At 31.6% G+C, this 22,101-nt stretch carries 17 protein-coding genes and 1 pseudogene; 3 read left to right on the top strand and 15 right to left on the bottom strand.

Annotated features, from left to right (window positions below; translation table 11 throughout):
* Position 1: 1 nt before the first annotated feature.
* The 3 genes from PCY16_RS04590 to PCY16_RS04580 all read right to left on the bottom strand — a co-directional run bounded on the left by PCY16_RS04590 (position 2) and on the right by PCY16_RS04580 (position 1,804).
* Positions 2–400: a hypothetical protein gene (locus PCY16_RS04590; protein WP_301354087.1), complete on the bottom strand. Its 399-nt coding sequence runs from the start codon at positions 398–400 to the stop codon at positions 2–4.
* A 35-nt stretch (positions 401–435) separates the two neighbouring features.
* Positions 436–1,533 carry a hypothetical protein gene (locus PCY16_RS04585; protein WP_301354085.1) on the bottom strand — a complete coding sequence of 366 codons (1,098 nt, stop codon included), beginning with the start codon at positions 1,531–1,533 and terminating at the stop codon, positions 436–438.
* A 115-nt stretch (positions 1,534–1,648) separates the two neighbouring features.
* Positions 1,649–1,804 carry a hypothetical protein gene (locus tag PCY16_RS04580; RefSeq protein ID WP_301354082.1) on the bottom strand — a complete coding sequence of 52 codons (156 nt, stop codon included), beginning with the start codon at positions 1,802–1,804 and terminating at the stop codon, positions 1,649–1,651.
* A 302-nt stretch (positions 1,805–2,106) separates the two neighbouring features.
* Here PCY16_RS04580 and PCY16_RS04575 point away from each other — a divergent pair, with 302 nt between their 5' ends.
* From PCY16_RS04575 to PCY16_RS04570, 3 genes and pseudogenes are all read left to right on the top strand, one after another.
* Positions 2,107–3,309: an IS110 family transposase gene (locus PCY16_RS04575; RefSeq protein ID WP_270281696.1), complete on the top strand. Its 1,203-nt coding sequence runs from the start codon at positions 2,107–2,109 to the stop codon at positions 3,307–3,309.
* A 453-nt stretch (positions 3,310–3,762) separates the two neighbouring features.
* Positions 3,763–3,849 (top strand): annotated as a pseudogene (locus PCY16_RS11235) (hypothetical protein); the annotation flags it as partial.
* A gap of 75 nt (positions 3,850–3,924) precedes the next feature.
* Positions 3,925–4,200, top strand: coding sequence for a helix-turn-helix domain-containing protein (locus tag PCY16_RS04570; protein ID WP_037601331.1), 276 nt, complete (start codon positions 3,925–3,927; stop codon positions 4,198–4,200).
* Positions 4,201–4,398: 198 nt separating this feature from the next.
* On the opposite strand, the gene PCY16_RS04565 is transcribed toward PCY16_RS04570, so the two are convergent.
* From PCY16_RS04565 to PCY16_RS04510, 12 genes are all read right to left on the bottom strand, one after another.
* On the bottom strand, positions 4,399–5,004 hold the full coding sequence (locus tag PCY16_RS04565; RefSeq protein WP_037601333.1) for a response regulator transcription factor: 606 nt from the start codon (positions 5,002–5,004) through the stop codon (positions 4,399–4,401).
* Entirely contained in the window at positions 4,985–6,547 is a 1,563-nt protein-coding gene (locus tag PCY16_RS04560; RefSeq protein WP_037601336.1) for a GHKL domain-containing protein, read from the bottom strand. Before PCY16_RS04560 ends, PCY16_RS04565 begins: the two co-directional genes overlap by 20 nt.
* Before the next feature lie 39 nt (positions 6,548–6,586).
* Positions 6,587–8,494 carry an FtsX-like permease family protein gene (locus tag PCY16_RS04555; RefSeq protein WP_301354076.1) on the bottom strand — a complete coding sequence of 636 codons (1,908 nt, stop codon included), beginning with the start codon at positions 8,492–8,494 and terminating at the stop codon, positions 6,587–6,589.
* A 1-nt stretch (position 8,495) separates the two neighbouring features.
* Positions 8,496–9,233 (bottom strand): ABC transporter ATP-binding protein, encoded by a 738-nt coding sequence (locus PCY16_RS04550; protein ID WP_037601342.1) that lies wholly within the window; start codon positions 9,231–9,233, stop codon positions 8,496–8,498.
* The gene (locus PCY16_RS04545; RefSeq protein WP_301354073.1) at positions 9,230–11,374 is read right to left on the bottom strand and encodes a peptidase domain-containing ABC transporter; all 2,145 of its coding nucleotides are present in this window, start codon (positions 11,372–11,374) and stop codon (positions 9,230–9,232) included. The genes PCY16_RS04550 and PCY16_RS04545 overlap by 4 nt, the downstream gene beginning before the upstream one ends.
* The gene (locus PCY16_RS04540; protein ID WP_301354071.1) at positions 11,352–14,186 is read right to left on the bottom strand and encodes a type 2 lanthipeptide synthetase LanM family protein; all 2,835 of its coding nucleotides are present in this window, start codon (positions 14,184–14,186) and stop codon (positions 11,352–11,354) included. Before PCY16_RS04540 ends, PCY16_RS04545 begins: the two co-directional genes overlap by 23 nt.
* A gap of 83 nt (positions 14,187–14,269) precedes the next feature.
* The gene (locus tag PCY16_RS04535) at positions 14,270–14,425 is read right to left on the bottom strand and encodes a type A2 lanthipeptide (RefSeq protein ID WP_037601350.1); all 156 of its coding nucleotides are present in this window, start codon (positions 14,423–14,425) and stop codon (positions 14,270–14,272) included.
* A gap of 281 nt (positions 14,426–14,706) precedes the next feature.
* Positions 14,707–15,441, bottom strand: a complete 735-nt coding sequence (locus PCY16_RS04530) for an ABC transporter permease (RefSeq protein ID WP_037601352.1) — start codon at positions 15,439–15,441, stop codon at positions 14,707–14,709.
* Position 15,442: 1 nt separating this feature from the next.
* The gene (locus PCY16_RS04525) at positions 15,443–16,186 is read right to left on the bottom strand and encodes an ABC transporter permease (RefSeq protein ID WP_037601355.1); all 744 of its coding nucleotides are present in this window, start codon (positions 16,184–16,186) and stop codon (positions 15,443–15,445) included.
* 1 nt (position 16,187) lies between these two features.
* A complete protein-coding gene (locus tag PCY16_RS04520; RefSeq protein ID WP_037601358.1) occupies positions 16,188–17,096 on the bottom strand; it encodes an ABC transporter ATP-binding protein in 909 nt (302 codons plus the stop codon).
* Positions 17,097–17,202: 106 nt separating this feature from the next.
* On the bottom strand, positions 17,203–19,275 hold the full coding sequence (locus PCY16_RS04515) for a cysteine peptidase family C39 domain-containing protein (RefSeq protein WP_301354064.1): 2,073 nt from the start codon (positions 19,273–19,275) through the stop codon (positions 17,203–17,205).
* Positions 19,276–19,301: 26 nt separating this feature from the next.
* Positions 19,302–22,082, bottom strand: a complete 2,781-nt coding sequence (locus PCY16_RS04510) for a type 2 lanthipeptide synthetase LanM family protein (RefSeq protein ID WP_037601363.1) — start codon at positions 22,080–22,082, stop codon at positions 19,302–19,304.
* Positions 22,083–22,101 lie beyond the last annotated feature (19 nt).

The raw sequence follows: 22,101 nt of genomic DNA, 5'->3' as shown, positions 1-22,101 counted from the left end.
CCTAGAAATCAATATTCATCATTGGTTGAATATTACTTTCAAAATAAAGGAAATAGCGGAATTTCTCAGTCAAAAGCTCCACTTGATTCCTCTGAATACAAATAGAACCTTTCTCTCCAAAATCAATATCCAAAAGGTCCGTACATTCAATACGGCATTGGTTCAAGTGTTTCTTGACTATCTCAATGGATGTTTCAGAGTCATGATGTACGTTACTTGAGATAAAACTACGATAGTTCTTCCAACCAACTTCTTTATCAATGATTTGATGTAGGCGTTCTAAACCGTCTGCCCATTTCCCTCTAAAAATTTGAAGGGGTTCATTCATAGCGTTACCTCGCTGATATTTCATCAATAGGCAGTCCTGGTTAAGTAAATAGCGTTGTTCGTCAATTGTCATAATCGTTAATAAAGTCCTTTCTTTCCTTTTTATATTTATTCCCCAATATCTTGTTTTACTGAGCGTACTGGTGAATTAAACTTATAGGTACCATTCTTAACTGCTTTGATATTCTTTTCAATCTGTTCAATGATTGTCTGAACATAAGCAGCATTTTCACGCGCTTTCGCTCCGTCCTTCTCTTTAGAGTCCATACTTTTCTCGATAGCTTCCATATCACTCTGTTTATCGGTTAACTCGTTACCGACCAAGTATTCTGACTCACGTTTCAACTGCTCCAATGTCTTAGTATCTTCCTTAATACTGTCATCCAGTGTTTTTGCAGAAGCCAAGAGTTCTTTTCGTTGACCTTTCTGATATTTCAACTCCTCTTCAAAAATATTGAGGGCAAACTTCTCACGAGACAAATTCTTGACATATTTGTTTTTGAAGAGTTCATTTTGAGGAGTTACAAAGAAATCAACGTAGTTCTTATTCCCTTCCTTATCTTTTTGTTGATTCTGCTTAGAAACCGAAGCGTCATTCGAACTTGATGATAAGTAATCATTGTATTCTTGTACGTCAATCTTGAGACTGTTTGAGTTCGGTGTCTTATTTGTCGCACGAATAACCATTAGCGTATAATCTGAAGGAACATTACGCAAGACCAGATACACCTTATCTCCGGTTAACGGAATAACTTCTAAGGTCACTGCTTCAGGATTCTTAACACTACTTGGCAAGAAAACCTGCCAATCAAGATTTTCAGTATTAATCCCTTTTTTGATAGCACTAGTAGCATCTGATGTTGTCAATTCCATAACGACTAATCCATTTGATGGGGAGTAAGTCATAGAGGTTGCTGTGATGCTTCCAAGGCCATTACCAAATGATTGTGTTGCCTGAAGTTGTGACTCTAAATAAGTAACTCGGGTTGGAGAGAAATATGCAGTTGTAGCTGTCCAAACCATAGTCCCCAGTAATAAATAGCTAATAATCATCGTTCGTTTTAACCGATGTCGCCTCAAGTAAGAGAGAACCCTGTTGCTCTCCCAAAAGGACTTTATCCTATTTGCTGCTCTAATCGGAAAATACCGCCAACCTTCTAGCTCTTCGAGCCCTTGTGTATTTTCATAATCTTTAAATTCTACCATGAAGCCATGATAGGCTATTTTATATAGGTGTCGCAACCTAGTGACATAGGTTGACTTTTGAGATAATAACACTCTTATTCTGATTTCCTACTCTTGAAATAACACTATCAATAAGCTATACTAGAAATGTATTTAGGATTTTTCCTAGATACAAGTCATTGTTTTTCCCTTCGGGGGAACTATATGGAGGGGTTGTCTTTCTCCTTCTCCTCCATAACTTTTTTTCTAAAAACGTTATTGTTTTTATGAAAAATATTGTTGTTGTGGCCATTGGAACTTCCTGTTGTTCCAATGGTTTTTTTCAAAGTAACCTTTACAAGACAACAAAAAACATACTAAGATTAGTAGTGAAGAAATCTCCGACGGGAGAGAGTACTCACTACTTTTTCTTTGTGTTAAAGTAGAGGTGTCTTGTTAAGTCGTGGCTTCTTTTGGCGCTAGACGTCGTACAAAAAACTGGCAAGACACCTGTTTTAGATGGAATTTTATCAAAGTATGTTGGACGCTAGACGTCGAGTATTGAAAATGAAATCACTAAAATAAGGAATCATTCAAGACAAAGAGGTAAACATAATGCGGACAGTTTTTGGAATTGATGTGAGTAAAGCAAGCTCAGAAGTCGCTATTCTTGTGAATGGTGAAAGGGTTCATGGATATACTATGCCTAATGACATTATCGGATTTTCTCATCTACTGAAGGATCTAAAGACCGTGAGCAACCCTGAAATTATTTTCGAAGCTACTGGTGTCTACTCTCGCCGACTCCAAGCTTTTCTAGAAGAAAACAGCTATGACTATACACGTCTTAATCCTTTGGAAGCTAAGAAGCAACTTGATGGATTACGAGTTCGAAAAACCGATAAGATTGATGCAGAGAAACTAGCTTCGTCACAATTCGTTTTAAACCGTATGCCAACTTATGTTCAAGAAAAAGTCTATCAAAACTTGCATGATCTTAGCCGGTTCTACCAAAATCTGACAGAGGATATCGTAAGGACGAAGAATAGGCTGCACAAGGTTCTTCAAGTCGCCTTCCCAGAAATCGAGATTCTACTATCTACTCCTGCAGGTGAACAATATTGGAATCTCGTGTCCATCTTCCCAACAAAGCATTGGGTGCTGGAATTATCGGAAGTTGAGTTGAAAGAGACTATTCGCCAGTCAACCTCTAAACGCATTTCAGAGAACAGAGCAGGTAACTTGGCTGAGAAGTTAGTTGGACTGGCAAAGCAATCTTATTCTGCCATTTCAAAAACCTCTCCTATGATAGAAGAGGTTAAGTATAATGCACAGGAACTTATAAGGTTGACAAACCGTCGGGAACAAGTTTTAGAACAGTTGATAGAGTTAGCTAAACCTCTACCTGAATATGAGATTCTTCTCTCTATTCCTGGCATCGCAGAGACCACAGCGACATCTATCATTGGCGAATTGGGAGATATTCGTCGCTTTCAGTCTACCAATCAAATCAACGCTTTTATTGGCATTGACCTGAGACACTATGAATCTGGGAACTTTCTCGCCAAGGAACACATCACTAAACGAGGTAATCCCTATGCCAGAAAAATCTTGTTCAAGTGCATTCACAACATCGCTTCAGCTAGTCATACCAATCCTTGCCATATCGCAGATTTCTATGAGAAACGAAAAAGACAATCGCAGACAACTTCAACTAAGCCTCATACGATTGCCTCTATACATCGCCTTATTAGGACAATGTATTATCTTATAATGCATAATAAACTTTACGACTATACTTTAGCCCAAAGTCATTAAAGTCGTCTATGCCCTGTAATTCTAACACCTTATTTCAAAGAATGCCAGATAAGGTGTCGTTTTTATATGCTCAAATGTCAGAAAAAATGGCTTGAACTATTTCTCAAAAATTCCTTTTATACTCTATCAGAAATAATGTTGAGTCAGAAACCGTATTATACTTGACAAATGGTAGAAAAAGAGGCCAGTCTCAATGGACTACCTCTTTTTCCTAGTATTATTTCTACAAAGAAGAAAAACAATGACTATTTTTAGTTTATCAGTTAGGGGAGAAACCTAACAACACTAAAAACAGAAAGTACAGTTATGTTTATGGGAGGTCCCTGTTCATAACTAGTAGAAATGAAAAGATTATGTTAGTTCCGAGAGGAGAAATCTCGTCTAACCTTACAACAACAATGGTGGGGTTAAGGAGAGGGGAGAAGCCTCATTCCTTAACCTTGATATAAGTATATCATAACAGGTCTTGTATTCGAAGCTCAGAGGACACTTTATTTTCATGTTATCAATGAACGCTACATCATCACCCATGGCTTTACCAAAAAAACACAAAAAACACCCCAGAGTGAGATAAAACACGCTAAGGATTTAAAGAAGAATTTGAGGACAACAACCATGACCACAATTAAATTTGATGATTTTTTAGAAAACGAACTAGCAGACAATAATTTTAAAGAAGGCTTTTTAACTGAAAAAGCTATTTTGGAAAGTGCTATTGCAGTTTCTGACGCACGACAAACAGCAGGACTCACCCAAAGGGAGCTAGCTTCCCTATCTCATGTCCCACAGTCTACCATTGCTCGCATTGAACGTGGACATAACACAAGCATTGAAACAATGAGCAAAATCGCCGTTGCTCTTAATAAACCTCTTACGATTCACATTGATTAGTATTATTATAGTTTAAATCCAGCTAAAAAGCCCTATATCAAGGGCTTTTAGTTATATATTTAAAGAATAATTATTGTAGAAAAATCTAGGTTAAAAATAACTTAATATCGGCATTTATCACAGCTACCTTCTTTTTATTTCACAGAAAATTCCCAACAAATACGGAGATAGAACTTAAGTAGTTTGATTACCTATAACTCAGAAATCCATAAAATATCCTAATTGCTCAGCTTTGTAGATAGCCTCTTGCTTATTATTTACTAAGAGCTTTGAATAGATGTGATTCAAATGATTAAATACTGTTCTCCTACTAATTTGTAATGTTTCCTCTATTTCTTTTATAGAGAGACCTTTCTTACTCAAATTTAAGATAGCTATTTCTCGTTCAGTTAAAGATTCAACATAATCCTGAGACTCAATTTGTTCAAAATATTTTTTCCCAGAATCCACTTTTTTTAAGATAGAAATGAGTTGTTTAGGGTCTATATTTTTATCTACAAAACCATATGCGCCTATGGTTTTTGCTCTCTCTTCATAGATTGACTTAACATATCCTGTCAGCATGACAACTTTCAAATTAGGAGTAGACTGTATGAGTTCCTCTGCTATCTCCAATCCATTCTCTTTGGAAATATTTGTTAAATTAATATCAAGTAATATAATATCGTACTTAGACAAATCAATCGTCACATCGTTAAAATTAGAAGTGATCGTATCTATGACATCTACTTCATCATACTGTTGGCATAACAGTTGGATACTCTTCGCAAATAGTTTATGGTCATCAATTAATAAAATCTTCATAGCACAATTTCCAATCTATGGGAAGTAATATTCTGATATTAAATTGTTTATTATCTATTTGTAGCTCCATATCCCCATCAAAAGCTGCTAGTGTTTCTTGAACTGATTTCAAACCTCTACCATAATTTATAGATTGAACTTTTTCCACTATATGATTACTCTCCTCAATGATAATAATATCAGATTGAACCTTTAAAGATAAATGAATATCTTTACTAACTCCATATTTTATAGCATTATTAATTAACTCTTTTATAAACCTGTAAACAATATCTCCATATGGAGGTGGGATTATTGTACTATTCGAACAGTTGAAATACAATAATTTATTACTTTTCCTTCTTTTGACGACATCGTTAAAAAGAGACTGTATATTTTCTTTCATTGTTAGATTAGCAGGAGCTATTGGGTGGTAAGTATCAATTTCATCCCTGATACCAGAAACTAAATCATTCAACTCATTAACAATGAAACCACGTGTTATATCACTATTTTCTAGTGAGAGTAAGTTTTTTATCGCTATGATATTTTGCAAGACATCATCATGCAAATAATTTGAGAACTCCACTCTCATGTTTTCCTCTGATTTCATGAAATAGTTCAGCCTTCTATTTTTATAGTCAAAATTTTGTTTAGAGTTTTCTAAATAATAAAAGATACAAGAAATTACCACTAGACAAAACAACGTGCTTGCGTCAACAACTATAAAAAATAGTAAAAAATATTTAACTAGTACCTTTATAAGTACAACCCAACAAACAATGAGAAGTACAAATAATAGTTCTATACGAATTTTGTAGTTACCTAACCATCTTTGAGTAACTAAACTAAATTTATCACGTATGACCTTAAAATAGTATATTGTACTCATTATAAGGGGAAACAGATACCACCCCAAATTATTAAAGGCTTGATTAACATCTAGCATTTCTCCATAAAATTCACTACTAAGTATTACCAGCAAAAGCAAAGAAAACAGTATCAATGAACGTTTTACTACTGATATTTGTTGCCTAAAATACCTATAATATAGCACTATAACCAATAACGGATAAAGGTGTAAAATAGTAAAAATAATCAGGAATAAAAAATTAAATAAAATTCTATTAACTAAAAGGCTAATTATAGAAACAAAAATAATTATTAACAAGCACTTATCTAGCTTATCCTTAAATTGTTTCTGCCCATATAATATTAAATTAGTAATCTCAACAGTATAACAATAGAGCAATATAATTTGCAGACCACTACTAAAAAAGAGAGGAGTTTCCTTTGATAGCACAGATACCAAGTATTGCCAAATTGTTAAGGAGATGATAGAAATAATTCTTTTAAAAAGATCATCTTGTTTTTGGCGTAATATTGCTGCCAGCCAAATAAAAGCCGTATCAATAAGAATCATTACAAGAGCCACTTTTTCAGAGAAAAGAAGAGACAAGTTCTCTTGGTTATAGAACAAAATCAACAAGGTTATTAATTGTTGTAACAAGATTATTGCAATCTCAAAAAATTTACTCTTTGTTATTTTTTCTATTCTTATCATATTATTTACTTAATCATTAAAGCTAAAAGGTTTTTAGAATTAATTGTTGATTATTGATTTCACTGACCGCAATGTCAATAAATAAAATGTGCCATATATTATCAAGAAGAAAAACAGACAAAGCAATAAAGATAGCATTATGATATTGCCTGCTACCAATGTATCCATAAATAAATATTTATAGAAAATAAGCAACATACTACCATTCACAATCCCAATTAATACAGGAATAAGGAAAAGTATACCTGTTTCATAGCTGAGAATCCGGTTAATCAATTTTTTACTATAACCTAGCTTACTTAGATAGCTGTATTCTTCTTTATTTTCCATGATTTCTATGAGGCTTGTAAAGTATAGAATACTACCTGTACAAATGATAAATAGTATGGATAGGAAAGTTATAAAGATATAAGTCGCAATATTAGCAGTCTTTACTGTGTATTCCCTACTATAACTACTGATAACATCAGGAACCGTACTAAACTGATTGTAAAATGTTTCGCTTGACCTAATAGAATTTCCATTAAAAGTCCTAATTGTCATTTCTTTCTCTGGAAAACGAGAACTAAGTTCAGTATATAATTTATCAGAAACAACCAGAGTCGTGACACTTGTAGAAAAACTAAAAACATTATTCGTTGATACTTGTTTTACAGTAACATCATATGCATTTTCCAACTTAAAGGTTTTCCCGAGGCTAATTTCTGTTGGATAATAATTTATTAACAATGGTAATGACTCACTACCTTCAATAGAATTTGTTCTCCCTTGAGCTTTCATTAACTCTTTATAATCACTGTAATTAATTATATCAAAATAAGGGATTGTTTGCCCAGATTCTGTGATAGTCACTTTTGGAGTAGTGTTCAATCTCAATAGGTCAACATCAACTAAGCTCACTTGGTTGTTCTCTAAAATATTTGTAACATTAACTTGACCATTTTCTGATTTAACATTATATTCTATAGCAGATGGAGTCAATCTCTCTATTCCATTAAGAGAATAAGCATAGAGCATTACCATAATTCCAGTAACTGAAACAGTTAATGTTAAAAGACCTCCCAAGACTGTTAATAGTTTATTTTTTGTCGCAATACGATAGTTAAATTTGGGATAGATGATATTAGAGAGAGGACGGTATAACCTTTTTTTATTTTCTTTTAACAAAGAAATTACAAAAGTCAATCCATATCTGATTGTAAAAATTGTTCCAAAAACAATTAAGATAATTATCAATAGAGAAATCGGTACCATCCCTATGCTTAATAGTATATTTCGTGTGGATGAAAACACTGTCGCCAAACATAAAACATATGACAATAGCAATGCAGTAATAGCAATAATAGCTTTGACTTTTCTTATCCTGATGTTTTTCTCAGCCTTTCTTGAGAAATTAACAAATTCAATCAAAGACTGTTTACTAATGATAAGTCCATTTGTGATGAAATTAATCAGAAAAACTACAACTAATATTCCTAAAGACTCTATAATCTCATTAACTGTAATAAACCACTGAACTTCCATTGTTAATTCCAATAGATGAGTAATTACCAGTACAGCTAAAAAATATAAAGTCGGTCCCAGCAATAAACTTACCAAGTAACTCAAAACTAGAATAACAAGATTTTCTAAAGTCAGTAATTTTGTTAATTCTCTTTTTGAAAACCCTAGTATTGCTAAGACTCCAAGTTCTTGACTACGTTTTTTAACAAAGAAATTATTGAAGTAAATTAAGAATATCACCAAAAATACAGTCAGAAAAATCAATGACCCATTAGCGATAACTAGAGCTTGACCACTATTCCTAATTTTTTCTGCAATGATTTTATCTGAGATAAAATTTAGAAAAGCTATAAAAATACTTAATAAACCAATCGTAGCTAGAAGATAGATACGATATAACGAAAAATTTTTTTTAATGTTAGATTTTGTAATTGACCAAATCATATTACTCTCCTCTATCGGATAAAGCTTGAGTAATTACATCGTAAAACGACTCTCCACAATCTTCTTTATCAATCTCCATGTGAAGTTTACCATCTTTGAGGAGTACAACTCTATCGGCATAAGAAGCTGATAAAACGTCATGAGTAACCATTAAAATAGTTACCTTTTCCGTTTTATTGATTTCACTCAAAATCCTCATTGTTCCTTCAGAAGATTTCAAGTCAAGTGCTCCAGTTGGTTCGTCAGCAAAAATAATCTCTGGTTCTTTAATGATTGCTCTGATAATACTGACCCTCTGTCTTTGACCTCCAGAAAGTTGATACGGATATTTCTTTAACTGTTCATATAAATTAAATCTTTTTGCATAACTATTTATCAAATCATCAATCTTTGAAGAATCAACATTTTTTAGAGACAAAGCAACAGAAATATTCTCCCTAATGGTTAGACTGTCTAACAGCATATAATCTTGAAAAACAAAACCAATATCATTTTTTCTAAAATTAGTTGCCTCGTTATCAGAAAATGCACTAATTTCTCTATCTGCACAATAAATACTCCCACTATCAATTTTATCAATAATCGAAGTAACATTTAAGAGTGTCGTTTTCCCACTACCGCTACGCCCCATGACAGCCACAAATTCTCCTTTTCCAACAGTCAAATTGATATGATCTAGAGCATAATTCGGTTGATTGGGATATTTTTTGCAAACATCTTTCAATATTAATTGATTCATTTTATCTCTTCCTCCTGATATTTATTCATGTATGAGTCATATAAGTCACAATAATGCTCATTATTTTTGTACAAATAATGATGATTTCCATAGTCAATAATTTTGCCATTATCCATTATTAAAATCTTATCGGCTTTTTCAACTGTATTAAGTCTGTGGGTAACCAAAATCCTCGTACAATGTAAAGCCTCAACATTTTTTTGTATTATTCTTTCAGTTTTTACATCTAAAGCTGATGTAGGTTCGTCAAGAACTAAGATTCTAGGGGGAGTTACAAGTTCTCTTGCTAGAGAAATCCGTTGTTTTTGCCCTCCAGATATTGATGGATTATCTCGAAAAAGTGGAGTATGAAACTTCATTGGCATACTTATGATATCATCATATATTGATACCCTTTTACAAGTTTCAATAACCTGTTCTCCTGAAACAGATTCTCTCCCTAGCGAAATATTATACATCACATCCCCATCGAATATAGGAGAATCTTGAGATACAAAAGCCGATATATCCCTAAAATCTTTTTTATCAATTTTAGAGTAGGGTATATTGTTGTATGTGATGTCTCCACTACTAGGACTTACATAGCCTAGCAACATCTTAGCTAGAGTAGTCTTCCCACTTCCACTTTTCCCTATAATTGCAATAAATTCCCCTGAATGAACTTTTAGGTTTATTCCATTTAACACATCTGCTCCATTTAATTCATATTGATAGTTTATATTTTTTAGATTTATCTCTATATCTGTATCTTCTGATAATTTATAGGTGCTATTTAGCTCATCATCAAGAGTTGATATCTCTAATACTCTTTCGTAATGCTTAACACCATATAGAATCTCATCAATCGAATTCAAAATATTGTTAATGGGGTTAATATAATTTAAAACCATCATATAAAGAAGAATAAGCTCACCACTGCTACTATTTGGTGAATAATATAGAAACAACAGAATTAACAAAATAGGTACAAAAAAAGTTATCACATAATTTACTGCTCCTAAAAGATTGAAATATCTATTTCTATCATATGCCGAATTGATATAGTCCTTAAAACTTTTATCCCATTTTGACAAAAGTTCTTTTTCAGAATTCTTAGCTTTAAAAAGAAATAGCCCATCCATCAGTGAAAAGAATGTTTGTAAAGAGCTCTTTTGTCTTAAAACTTCTTTCCCTAACTTTTCTTGTTTAATGCTTAGTGAAAGGAAAAAGATCATCATTTCTACAATAAAAACTATGCCCAATATAATTCCCAGAGGTATAGAAACATATGTGATATAACTAATACTCGCAAACATTAAGATAATGTCCAACCAGATAGAAATAATTCTTTCTGACAGTAACTCCCTCACAATCATCAAACCATTATATCTATGAATGATGTCTGTTTTATCAATTTTTCCAATATATTCTATAGGAAGTTTCAATAACTTAGTCACAAACTTTTCTGAAATAGCGCTGTGAAATTTATTTTGCAATTTCACTAAAGAGATATTCTTTAGAAAATAGAATCCTCCCTGAAAAAAAAATATTATAGAAAGTAGGATTGCACTTTCTAAATAGCCAAACTTTTTAAGGAAAACCCAATTTCCATCAATAATCTCCCTTATAAAAAATGGAATTGACACCGTGATAATCTGAAAAATCAGAGTATATAGAATGGTTAAAAAAGTATCCTTCCTATTTACAAATATCATTTCCTTTACGTTTCTGCCAACTAATCCTCGTGTAACTATTTTTTTTGAAGAATTAGCCACCTTATCATAAAAAAATTCGGTATAAAATTTAGGAGATAATTCAAAAAATTCATTCTTTGCTAAGACATATTTCCCAACAGCAGGGTCAACAATAGTAAAGACATCATCACGAATATCCTCTAAAATTACAAAATGCGAATCTGAAACAAATACCATGACAGGCAATGTTTCTGGACACTGGGCAAAACGATAAGTTTTACAAGTAACTCCGTAGATAGAAGCAATGTCTGAGATATTCTTTAGACTCAGTCCATTTCTTCCTAAATCGACCTGCTGTTTCAATTTAAAATATGATTCTGGAATATCAAAATAATCTAGCATCATATACAAACAACATAATCCACATTCAGTAGGAGTTGTTTGTTCAATCGGTGTAATCTTCTTCATTTCCAATACTTCCTTTTGGAACATCTAATAACAATAATGATGGGACTTCATAATTAGATATATATCTTAGTAGCTGATATGCTATCCCTAATTCTCCAACCATCATATTAAATACTCTTGTATGCTGTGGCAAGCCAGATTCCCAACCAAATTTTTGAGAATTGCGAACAATATTAAGCATGATACCTTCTATATTTATATCATTTTTCGAGGATCTACCTAAATTCATAAATAACTCTACATTACCCATTTTCCCGTGACAAAGGCAATCCGAATTCAAATAACCATTATTTAATACCGTTTGTTTAGCCATTTCATAATTATTTTTCAACTCTTTATCGTTTAACCATTTTGATTCTCTATATCTCGTTAATCCGATACCTGTTGCACCATGACACCAGTAAATAGGTTCTGGTATTCCTAACTCTGAGCGTTTTGCTTTATTTCTAAAATCAATCCAATTCCCATCGGAAAGACGAGTATTTTCAAAATCAATAGCTGACTTCGCTATTTTCAAATAATTATAATTTTTATTGATTTTCCATGATAAAAGTAATGCATATGCAATCCCAGATTGTCCGTGAGACAATCCATTTAGAATTTCTGAATCTGAAAAATCAGATACCCAATAAAATCTATTATCTGCTTTTTTCACATTATCAATAATAAATTCAGATATTCTATTAATTAAATGATATACTGTTTTATTTTGCTCCACATTATATATGTTACACAGAACAACTAATAAACCAGACACTCCAGAAATATAATCTATATTTTGCTCCTCTAGTGATTGGTTGGAAAATTCTTTGATTATGCCTAAATATAATTTTTGGTATTGAGGCAATTTAAATCTTTTCCACAAACTAAAATATAGATAAATCAAACCTCCTTTTCCCAAAAATACTGACATATCACTAGTTTCTATAAGATTCCTCGTGCTTTCCAGTGTTTTCAATATCTTATTTAATGATACTAGATATTGCTCATCACCAAGAATTTGATAAGCATATAAATAACTTAGAGCATTCCCAATCAATCCATTATACAAGGTAATGTTCTGAGGAGATATTACCCATTGTTCAGCCTCTGTAATATCAATATTTAGCCATGTCATCTCCTCCTCTGAAGAAAAACTATTCTTATTTGCCTCAATAAATATCTGTCTAACGCTATCTAAGATTTCCTCACTAAAACTTTGTTCTGAGGATATTGATGGGAAATGATAAGATTTTCCCTCTTTTCTCTCCCAATGCTTAATCGGTTTTTTCAAGACAATTTCAATCAATTCACAAGTGAACTCCATTCTTTCATCGTTCAGGGTAGCTATATTATCAAATAACGAGGTTGTGTCTCCTAGATTTCCAATTAATGTCCCTAAAGAATTATATACATTTCCACTGGTATCCATTGAAAAGTAAGGAATATCACCATTCATCAAATCTTTAATTTCATTAGCAACAATAAATTGTTCAATATGTTTTGACTCATATAGTATCGAGAATAAATTCTCCCTCTTTTTTTCTGAGAAAAGATATTTTGGATTCGTAGAGGCTTGTAAGAATTTTCCATAGTCGGAAGTATTTCTGAATATGGCTCTAGTTTTCAATTTCGGGAAATCTTCTAAAATTTCTTTAGTCTTTGCACGTTGCGATAGAAGAAATATATAGCACTCTCTAAAACCTGTAATTATCTCATTAGCATAGTCGAGAGGTTCCACCACTTTCCCATTTAATATTGGAATATTGTAGCCATCTTCCTGAAAGTAGTCAGTTCTCACTAACTTCATATCCCCACGATTTTTATTTATCAGTTCATACTTTCCTTTTTTTCTTTTTCCGCCTTTTCCACTTATTCCAGAAATGTTAGGAGCGCTGTTTTTCTCAAATTGTACAGGAAACAAACCATTTGAGAGTGATGTCTCATAAATTCTCTGATAGGTATCAACAGTAATCCCTTCAAAATTATTATTTTGTACATTCAACTTTCTTTGAAAAAATGTTTCAACATCAATTAAATATAAATTTCCGCCTGAAACAATCACATTTTCCATATGTAAGTCCGTAATGGAAAAAATTTCAGAAAATGCTGCCAAAACACCGTACTTAAAATAAATTTTCTTCACCTCATCATTGTTAGAACGTGTATAATCTACACCAAGTTGCCAACAATAACCTACTTTAACTAAACTTTCGGGAAGACTGAACGAGGGTATATTATTAGATTTCAATAAACCAATAAGTTCTAACAAGATATTGTATGAATCATAACTTTTAGGCTTATAGTAAACAGATTTCTCTTTAAATTCAATTTTAACAACTGTTTGTTTTTTGGAATGACTATCTCCAAGTGAAAACTCAACATTACTTAATGGCTCAGTAATATTAAAGCACAACCTTATTTCAGACAAATCTTTTAAAAATCTATCAAATAGTAAAGAATATGATTCTTCTATCAATCCGACCTCTCTATTGATTTGTTTTAGCAAATACGGATATCTGTCAAAAAAATTACTTATTCCGTCTTTTTCCCCTATCTGCTGTATATATTGTTCATATGCCTCTGACTTATTTTCAATTTCTTTGGAAAAATTATTTATATCTAAAACTAGCGTTTTCATTGAAAGGAACATTATGGTTTCAAATAACTGATTTTCAAACTCACTATAAAATAACTTATGTGTCGTTTCCCTTAACAAATAAATATTTTCACTAATAGAAGTATCTAGTATGTCGTAATTAAAAATTGAGTTAAAGTATTCGTAAAATTGATGTTGTTGATATTCTAACTTTAATTCATCTCTTTTTATCATATTTATCCTACCATTACTCAAAAATCCTGCCTAAACTAAGTCTAAACAGGAAATTTTTAGTCTACTTATCAAGATTGTTTTAATTAACAACAAACGAATATTGAGTTTGGACAGTCATCAGTAATAGTTGCAATCCAACCTGGACCTTTTTTACCACCAGCTACTTCCATAAGTTCTTTTTCAGAAACCTCTTCGATAGCATTGTTCAAAACATCTTTTGAGTTTTTCATGGCAATCATTCTCCTTTCTGTTAGTATGTAGTAAATAATTTCTACACTTTTATTGTAAACAATACATTTTTATTTTTAATGAGTAAAAAGTGCAAAAATTGTTTTTTTATATTTCTTTTTTATTAATATTTTTAAAATGTAAAATAAAATATCGCTTTATAAAAAGTAAACTCTCATATGATAAATAAATTTCATTCTTTGTAGCTATTTTGCAATCCAATAGTTACTGTCAATAATTTTGATTGAAATTTCCTTATTCTGACATAAACAATGGATATATTTTTAAAACATTATTCGTTTTTCTTCAAAGCTGCCACTGTTAATTTATAGAAAAGTAAACTATATAGACTATTAACAACTAGAAAAATCGTCAAATCTATTAAGGACATATCTGTTAAAGAACGACTGCGTAGGGCAATCATTGGTTGAGAATAAGGGAAAAACTTTGTAAGATTCTCGTTAATAAAAATCAGCACAAAGTTTAACATGCTACCAATTGTAGCAACTCCAACAGCTTTACTAAAATTACGAGTCTTTGCGGTTACGAAGGATTGAAGCGTCATTATCGGAAAAGAGGCCACCACTGATAACAGAAGCCATTTAATATGAACTGCTAAACTGAGGTCAAACGAAATCCCGTCAACTTTGGCAGCTACAACAAAAATAAGTATTAAAAAAAGTTGGACGGAAAGAATCAGAAAGAAGCCACTTAATAGTTTTCCAAAGTACAATTTATCCATTGAAACTTGATTAGCTTTTAACATCTCAATGTTTTTTCTCTCAAATTCTGGCATCAGTAACTGTCCCACAATAATGGCTAACATAGGAGGATAGAGAAGTGTACTGTTATAAAATGTTAATTGTCCCCATAAAACAAGGGATTGTGTCTTATCAATTAAGACAGCCCTATTAGCAAAATAAGCTCCTAAACCGATAAAGCTAGAAAAAACCAAAAATGCCATTCCAATCATGAACAATTGTAATTTGCGAGTCTTTTTCCACTCAGCAAAAACATAAGGTCTCATTTCAACTTCCTCTCTTTCTCAAAATAACATTAGCTAAACCGTATAACATCAAACAATAAATCATAAAGAATACTAGTTTCCAAGGTAACTGTTGATCCAAGAGGTAGGTATATGCCCCATCCCCAAGAAAGTGATACTTATAAGGTGCTAAACTGCCTGCTCCGGTCAACGGATTAAGCAAACTAGCAAAACCATAACTTCTTGGATTTAAGACGATTCCTAAAAAACCTCCTAACAATCCTAAAGCCAGTAATACGCCTTGTTTTTCTAGAACCATTGCTAACGTTAAATAGATAGAAACTAGAGCGAAAATAGATAGTAATTGTCCTAAAAATTGAACTCCTACAATGTCCATAGGAATTGAGATACCAGATTGTTTTCCAAAGCAACAGATAGCCACAATTTCTGCAAAAGACATGACAAAGAAGAAGACCATTGTAAATAAAAATTTATGTCTAAAAATAGTCATCAAACCTAAGCCATTTGTAGCTTGTAATTTAAAGGTCTGTCCTTCACGTTCATTACTCACAATTCGACTCACAAATACAGAAACAGCAATAGGAAGCATGAGAAGGTTGACATTCTGATTACTAAATAAAGTTCCGACATTTTTTAACTCTGGATGCGAAAAAGCAGACATAAACATTGCAATACTCCACAATGTCGCTACAATCATCAAAAGAGTAACAATTGAAAAAGATTTTGTTCGTCTACTTTTTAACCATTCAATGTACACACCTTTCATCTTATACCTCCTTTGTTAGTTCCAGAAAAATATCTTCTAATGTCTCACTTTCTCTAGTGACACGAAAAATTCTAAACCCAAGGTCTGTTATATAGGTGATAATATCCGCAAGACGATCGTTACTCATATCGTCTAATTTAACCTCACTCGCCGATGCTTCCCGTACTTTGACTGAACAGAAATCAACTAAGTGTTGAACAATATTATTTTGCGAAAAATCGCCACCAATCCCAATCCAAGTATTTGATTTGATCTCTCGAATCTCTCCTTCATAAACTAAACAACCATGATTTATAATACCAACCCGATCAGCAATTTGTTCTATCTCTGATAAAATGTGACTGGAGATAAAGACTGTTAAGCCTTCTTCTTTTGCTAATTTAACAATCAACTCACGAATTTCATGAATCCCTGCTGGATCAAGACCATTAGTCGGTTCATCTAATAATAAGATTTGGGGCTTTTTAACTAAAGCAAAAGCTAAGGCTAAACGTTGCTTCATCCCTAGGGAATAGGCTTTCACTAATTTCTTACGATTTTTGTCCTCCGCCAATCCAACTAATTTCAAAGTTGGCCAAATATTATCCTCATCAAAACCTACCATTTTTTGAAATACTAATAAGTTTTCATATCCCGTTAAATTTGGATAATAAGATGGTTCCTCAATCATTGATCCAATTTGATTTAAGTAATCATTATCCTCTTTGATATTTTGACCATTGACTAAAATCTCTCCTAAAGTAGGCTCCACTAAAGATAAGATCATTTTCATCGTAGTTGTTTTCCCTGCACCGTTGGGTCCTAAGAAACCATAGATTTCCCCTTCTCTGACTGTCAGTTTCTTAAGATCCACTGTAGTAGTATCTTTATAGACCTTTTTAAGATTTTTCAATTCAATAATATTATTCATCTCATTAATTACCTTGTAATCCTTTTAGCCAGGATTACTCCTTTCTTTACAATGTAATTCTACTTTATCATCTTAAAGATAACATTAAGATAGAACAGGATATTTACTATACTTTTGAATTAATAAAGTTGAAGTAACTTTCATTGGTTTTTATTAGATTACTATGAGTATCTTTATAGACTTTACCTGTCTCATCGTCTATATAGATAATGTAATCAACATATTCAACAATATCTAGATGATGACTAACCATCAGCATAGTCTTTTTTGAATAATTACTATTTTTTAGAATATTGGTGTAAATTTTATTTTTACTTTGTTCATCGAGGTTACTGAATGCTTCATCCCAAAAAATGATACCTTCATTTTTAAGTAACGATTTAGCTATTAATAGTTTCTGAATTTGTCCCCCCGATAAATTTTTCCCTTGTTTTAATAATTTTGAATGAACTTTATTTGGCAATTGGTTAATAACTTCATCTGCCGAGGTATCTTTTAATACTTGAAATAGGGGTGTTAAATCATCTGAATCCCACTCCAAATTTTCTAATACACTTCCCTTTCTTAAGGTCATATTCTGAAGAACAACACTCAAACATTCTTCAAAATTTTCGATACCATATTTTAATGAGCCATTATAACGTAACATACCTGCTAATAACAGTAATAACGTTGATTTCCCACTACCTGATTTCCCTACGATAGCAACTTTTTCTCCTTTACCAATTGTTAAATCAATGTCATTATAAATCGGCTTCATGCCATAAGAAAAATTCAACTTTTCGGCTTTTATCAAATACTCGTCTGAACTCGAGCTTTGTACTAAAATTGGTTTACTGTCTTTTAATAAATCACTTTGTTTTTCTGCATAGACACCTAACCTTATAGCTTCAAAAGCAGCCCCCTTAACTTGCTCAATAGCTGATACTAATAACGAAATACTAGTCTGATAAACTAATAGGTCTGAAATGGAAACATGTATATAATTTTCATAGTAAACTGCTACTATGATGATTACCGAGAGACTAATATAATTAAAAATCGTACCAATCAGCTGTGTAAGATTTTCAAATTTCAAAATCTGTGAATACTTTTCAGTAACTTTTTTATTAATATCCATCCATGAACTAAAGGTCAAACCTTCCCGCCTCATAATTTTGATATAGTCAATATCGTCTAAATCCATTTGCAATTCCGAATTAAAATCAATTAGATACTGCAAATAGGTTTGATTATATTCGTTTTGTTTGCGATAAAGAAATATTGAAATAATACTATACGCTGAAATCATCGTAACTAGAATCACTGTTAATTTGACTGAAATAGTCATCAGATATATAAAAATAACAATTGCTGAAATAAAACTAACACATGACGGAATAATTTTTAAAGTAACATTATCCCTTAAGGTAGATTTGAAATTAATCTTTTCTGAAATTCCACCGCTTAAATGATTTCTAAAATATAAAAGTGGCTTTTTCAATAATTTTTCAAAAAGTATTCTGCTATAATTATTATCAAAATCTAAATTATATTCATCCAGTGCATTATTTTTAATAAAATATCCAAATAGTTGGAATAAAACTACCCCCGCTAGAAGAACGATACTGGCCCAGAATTTAAATTTTTCCGCTAACATGTATCTTAATACTACCGAAAATATTAAAACGCTGATCTGGATTAACACTAATGAAACTAAAAATAAAATAATTGTTTTTGTTTTCAAAGTTTGTATAAAATATTTCCAAAAAATTTGGTTATATTTTTGTTTTTGAAAATTCTTACTTTTACTTATCAACACTATTGTTTTAGAGTAGTGTTTTATAAATTCTTCATAACTATATTTTACTCGACCAATTGCTGGATCTACTATCATAACTTGGGTTGCAGTAATCTTTTCTAAAACAACAAAATGATCATTATTCCAGTGGAGAATCATCCTTCGTTTCTGTTCCTTATAGATTTTACATATATCCTCATATGTAGCATGGTATGCATTCAAGGTTACTCCAAACCTCTCGTTAAGAGATAGTAAGTACGATACATTCAGACCATCCGCTGGTAAGGTATCTTTATTATATACCTCATATAAAGGGACTTTGTGCCCCAGATCATTTAATAGCATTGTATAACATGCTAATAAGCAATCCTCCTCGTTATTTTGCAAAACAATCTTCATGTATAAAGTTTCCTTCCTATCGCTGATTATAGAGTAGGGATTAGAAGGTCTAGAGAATTATCTCTTTTTATATACTTGGCTGTAGAATATAATATCCCTGACAAACCATTCATAATCCCATAAACATTATATTTAGTATTAAAACTGCACATCCACCCATTTTCTAAACCAAATGAATGCAACTTCCTATACTCAATTTCCAAAATTTTTTCCAACTCTTGTGCTTCGTGTCCTTTAAGATATGAACGATAATAGTTAAGTGCTAACAAATTTCCACTAGTTCCATGACAAATAGAAAAATTTGTCATATTGAATCCAACTTCAATTATTTGAGATACTGCATGTCTAATATCAGCTTCTAACTCTTTTCTTCTAGCACTAGGAATTAGCTGAAATTTTTTATCCAATTCTAGTTGAGCTAATCTTGCAACAAGAACTCCTGTTGAACCATGACACCAATTAGCACTGGTTGAATTATTTCTTTTATCTATCCAACCTTGAGATATTTTTTGGCGATTATCAAAGTTATTCGCTTGAAATAACATCTCTAGGGCTTTAGAATTATCCAAAATTCCAGCAATATAGTGTAATGCCAATTCTATTCCTAGATTTCCATGTGCTAAACTAACATTATTTGATTCCAAATTATCCCAAGCAATATAATTCTCATAATTAATCTTTAAATCAATTAATTTATCTAAGGCTTGTCGAAGATTTTTAATTGACAAATCACTTCTATACAGAGCAACAATCTCATTAGGAAAACTTGAAAGAAAATCTGCACTCGAAACATTCAAATCTAAACTGTAATCCTTATTTCTATCTAAAATAGACTTTGAGATTTTTTGTCCCGTAATCAACTGTATTCTTTTCAATGCAGAAAGAATACCTAATTTTCCAACGTAGTACGATTGATTTTGCACACTATCGTAAGAGTTTGAGAGAGTTAGAAAAATTCTATGTATACAATTATAAATTTTCTCCTGTCTTTCACTATTCACTAAATCGTAGACTTCACATAATGCAATTGATAATCCAGAAATTCCCTCATAAATAGATAGATCCATAGGTTCAAGTTCAAATGCATCATAATCTGTAACTTTAAGCGTTAACCAATTTGTACTTCCATCTAATTTAGAGCATTTCTCATTATTCAAAATGGTATCAACTAGCGTATTGATACCAGCAAACAAAACCTCTTTATCTGAATTTAAATTATTAAATTTTTTGTACGATTCTTGAAGCTCGGTACTATACAAAGCATTTGGTGTTTTAATAGAAAATTCAATTAAATCGACTTGTTCCCTCATTATGCTCAAGTCAAATCTTTCCAATTTTTTTAATGCCTCGGTTAAAGCAGAATCTTTTAATTTCCATACTATAGTCTCATTATCTTTAATGTCGACATCACTAATACGAGAATAAAAATATGGAATATTCATATTAAGTAATTGTTTTTCTTCAGATTCACATAAATTCAAACTTTCAAAATTTGATAATTTATCAGACATCTTTTCAAATAAAACATTTGACTGATTACAATAAATTGGTGAAGTCAACAATTGACGGACTAAACTGTAATCTCTAGTATTTCTAAATAAAACTCTTGTTTTTAAATCACTAAAACTTAAATAAAGTTGTTTTAGAAATTCTTTATTATCAATAATAAAATGACTTAACTCTAGGTAGCCCATTTTAATGGAATCAATGTAATCTTCAGCATTTAAATAATTCCTTAATCCCGTTTGTCCTACTCGATAAGGTAAGTGAGCTTGATTTTCTGTTTTATATTTTTGTTTTTCAACATGTATATCATCTCTATTCTGGTTTATCAGCACTCTTGCTTCACCAATAAGAGTACCCCCTAAAACTCCACTAGTATCTCCTCCAAAAATTTTATCGGCTTCAGACACAGGTAACAATCCTGTAGATAGTACTGAATTTCTGCTATCCCGAATTATCTCTAAAGTAGCATTATTATCCGCTACTGTTTCATACGGACTTACAGAAAATACTGTCTCAGCATCGACTAGGATAGGCTGAACATTATGTGAAATAAGATTTTCGAAATGCAAGTCAGAAATATTTAAAATGTAAGCATATGCTACAAGATAACCCATTCTTTTATAAAACTCTTTCGCTTCATCAATCGAACAAACTGGCTTACTGTCTATAAAAGTTTCCCAAAAGTAACCTTCCCTATCTAAAAAGTCAGGTACAAACTGAATCTCTTTTTTTAAATACTTGCTAACTTGATTATCCAATTTTTTTAAAAGATGATTTGGTTTTGACGATTTTTTCTTATAAACTAATTTTTGTCCATCATAAGATAAAATACAAACACCACTTCCATTATGAATATCACCTGTTACTTTAATATCAAGATTGTTTAAATTAGGATTTTCATCATCTGAGCAAATAAATTTTATTTTTTTCAATATTGAAAAGTCTATTGAAAAATGTTTTTTTACGCATTTAAGCAAATCAAGGTACTGCTCTATACTGATGATGACACGTTGACTAATAGTCGGAAATCTTTCCTCTATTTCTTCTAAAATATCACCATTTTTACATAATACATTATTAAAATAATCATATCGTAGCTCAGCTGTGTCGCCAATTAACTTCCCTTCAATACGTTTTTCGTTAATCAAATAAATTAATGTAGATCGATAATAGTCTGATATATTTTTCTCAACCTGTTTTAGTACCTTAACATCCTCATTAAGAACTTCAGGTATTTTCTTTTCAATAAAAACTTTAGGAAATTTATTAAACTGACTATATAATTGTTCTTGATGATTCATTGTCTTACCTTTCTAAAAA

It is taken from the genome of Streptococcus sp. SS4 (assembly GCF_030440125.1).
Lineage (GTDB): Bacteria > Bacillota > Bacilli > Lactobacillales > Streptococcaceae > Streptococcus.
The sequence above is the reverse complement of the archived record's forward strand: the minus strand, read 5'-3'. Positions and strand labels throughout refer to the sequence as shown.